Source organism: Staphylococcus microti, from assembly GCF_000934465.1.
Classification (GTDB): domain Bacteria; phylum Bacillota; class Bacilli; order Staphylococcales; family Staphylococcaceae; genus Staphylococcus; species Staphylococcus microti.
Map to the genome: position 1 here is coordinate 1 of NZ_JXWY01000096.1, position 2,333 is coordinate 2,333.

At 50.7% G+C, this 2,333-nt stretch carries 1 rRNA gene; it reads right to left on the reverse strand.

Annotated features, from left to right (window positions below):
- Window positions 1-14: 14 nt before the first annotated feature.
- A 23S ribosomal RNA gene (locus TP70_RS09290) occupies window positions 15-2,333 on the reverse strand; the annotation flags it as partial.

Below are 2,333 nucleotides of genomic sequence, written 5' to 3' on the forward strand. Positions count from 1 at the left end.
CTTGTGATTTAAATTTGATTAAGTCTTCGATCGATTAGTATTCGTCAGCTCCACGTATCACTACGCTTCCACCTCGAACCTATTAACCTCATCATCTTTGAGGGATCTTATAACCGAAGTTGGGAAATCTCATCTCGAGGGGGGCTTCATGCTTAGATGCTTTCAGCACTTATCCCGTCCATACATAGCTACCCAGCTATGCCGCTGGCGCGACAACTGGTACACCAGAGGTATGTCCATCCCGGTCCTCTCGTACTAAGGACAGCGCCTCTCAAATTTCCTACGCCCACGACGGATAGGGACCGAACTGTCTCACGACGTTCTGAACCCAGCTCGCGTACCGCTTTAATGGGCGAACAGCCCAACCCTTGGGACCGACTACAGCCCCAGGATGCGATGAGCCGACATCGAGGTGCCAAACCTCCCCGTCGATGTGAACTCTTGGGGGAGATAAGCCTGTTATCCCCGGGGTAGCTTTTATCCGTTGAGCGATGGCCCTTCCATGCGGAACCACCGGATCACTAAGTCCGTCTTTCGACCCTGCTCGACTTGTAGGTCTCGCAGTCAAGCTCCCTTATGCCTTTACACTCTATGAATGATTTCCAACCATTCTGAGGGAACCTTTGAGCGCCTCCGTTACTCTTTAGGAGGCGACCGCCCCAGTCAAACTGCCCGCCTGACACTGTCTCCCAGCACGATAAGTGCTGCGGGTTAGAAATCCAATACAATTAGGGTAGTATCCCACCAATGCCTCCACGTAAGCTAGCGCTCACGCTTCTAAGGCTCCTACCTATCCTGTACAAACTGTACCGAATTTCAATATCAGGCTACAGTAAAGCTCCACGGGGTCTTTCCGTCCTGTCGCGGGTAACCGGCATCTTCACCGGTACTATGATTTCACCGAGTCTCTCGTTGAGACAGTGCCCAAATCGTTACGCCTTTCGTGCGGGTCGGAACTTACCCGACAAGGAATTTCGCTACCTTAGGACCGTTATAGTTACGGCCGCCGTTTACTGGGGCTTCGATTCGTAGCTTCGCAGAAGCTAACCACTCCTCTTAACCTTCCAGCACCGGGCAGGCGTCAGCCCCTATACGTCACCTTACGGTTTAGCAGAGACCTGTGTTTTTGATAAACAGTCGCTTGGGCCTATTCACTGCGGCTCTTCAGAGCGTGAACCCTAAAGAGCACCCCTTCTCCCGAAGTTACGGGGTCATTTTGCCGAGTTCCTTAACGAGAGTTCGCTCGCTCACCTTAGAATTCTCATCTTGACTACCTGTGTCGGTTTGCGGTACGGGCACCTATTTTCTAGCTAGAGGCTTTTCTCGGCAGTGTGAAATCAACGACTCGAAGAAACGAATTTCTTCTCCCCATCACAGCTCAATCTTTACGAGTGCCGGATTTGCCTAACACTCAATCTCACTGCTTAGACGTGCACTCCAACAGCACGCTTCGCCTATCCTACTGCGTCCCCCCATCGCTTAAAACGAATTTAGGTGGTACAGGAATATCAACCTGTTATCCATCGCCTACGCCTGTCGGCCTCAGCTTAGGACCCGACTAACCCAGAGCGGACGAGCCTTCCTCTGGAAACCTTAGTCAATCGGTGGACGGGATTCTCACCCGTCTTTCGCTACTCACACCGGCATTCTCACTTCTAAGCGCTCCACATGTCCTTGCGATCATGCTTCAACGCCCTTAGAACGCTCTCCTACCATTGTCCTACGGACAATCCACAGCTTCGGTAATATGTTTAGCCCCGGTACATTTTCGGCGCAGTGTCACTCGACTAGTGAGCTATTACGCACTCTTTAAATGATGGCTGCTTCTAAGCCAACATCCTAGTTGTCTGGGCAACGCCACATCCTTTTCCACTTAACATATATTTTGGGACCTTAGCTGGTGGTCTGGGCTGTTTCCCTTTCGAATATGGACCTTATCACCCACATTCTGACTCCCAAGTTAAATTATTTGGCATTCGGAGTTTGTCTGAATTCGGTAACCCGAGAGGGGCCCCTCGTCCAAACAGTGCTCTACCTCCAATAATCATCACTTGAGGCTAGCCCTAAAGCTATTTCGGAGAGAACCAGCTATCTCCAAGTTCGATTGGAATTTCTCCGCTACCCTCAGTTCATCCGCTCACTTTTCAACGTAAGTCGGTTCGGTCCTCCATTCAGTGTTACCTGAACTTCAACCTGACCAAGGGTAGATCACCTGGTTTCGGGTCTACGACCAAATACTCATTCGCCCTATTCAGACTCGCTTTCGCTACGGCTCCACATTTTCTGCTTAACCTTGCATCAGATCGTAACTCGCCGGTTCATTCTACAAAAGG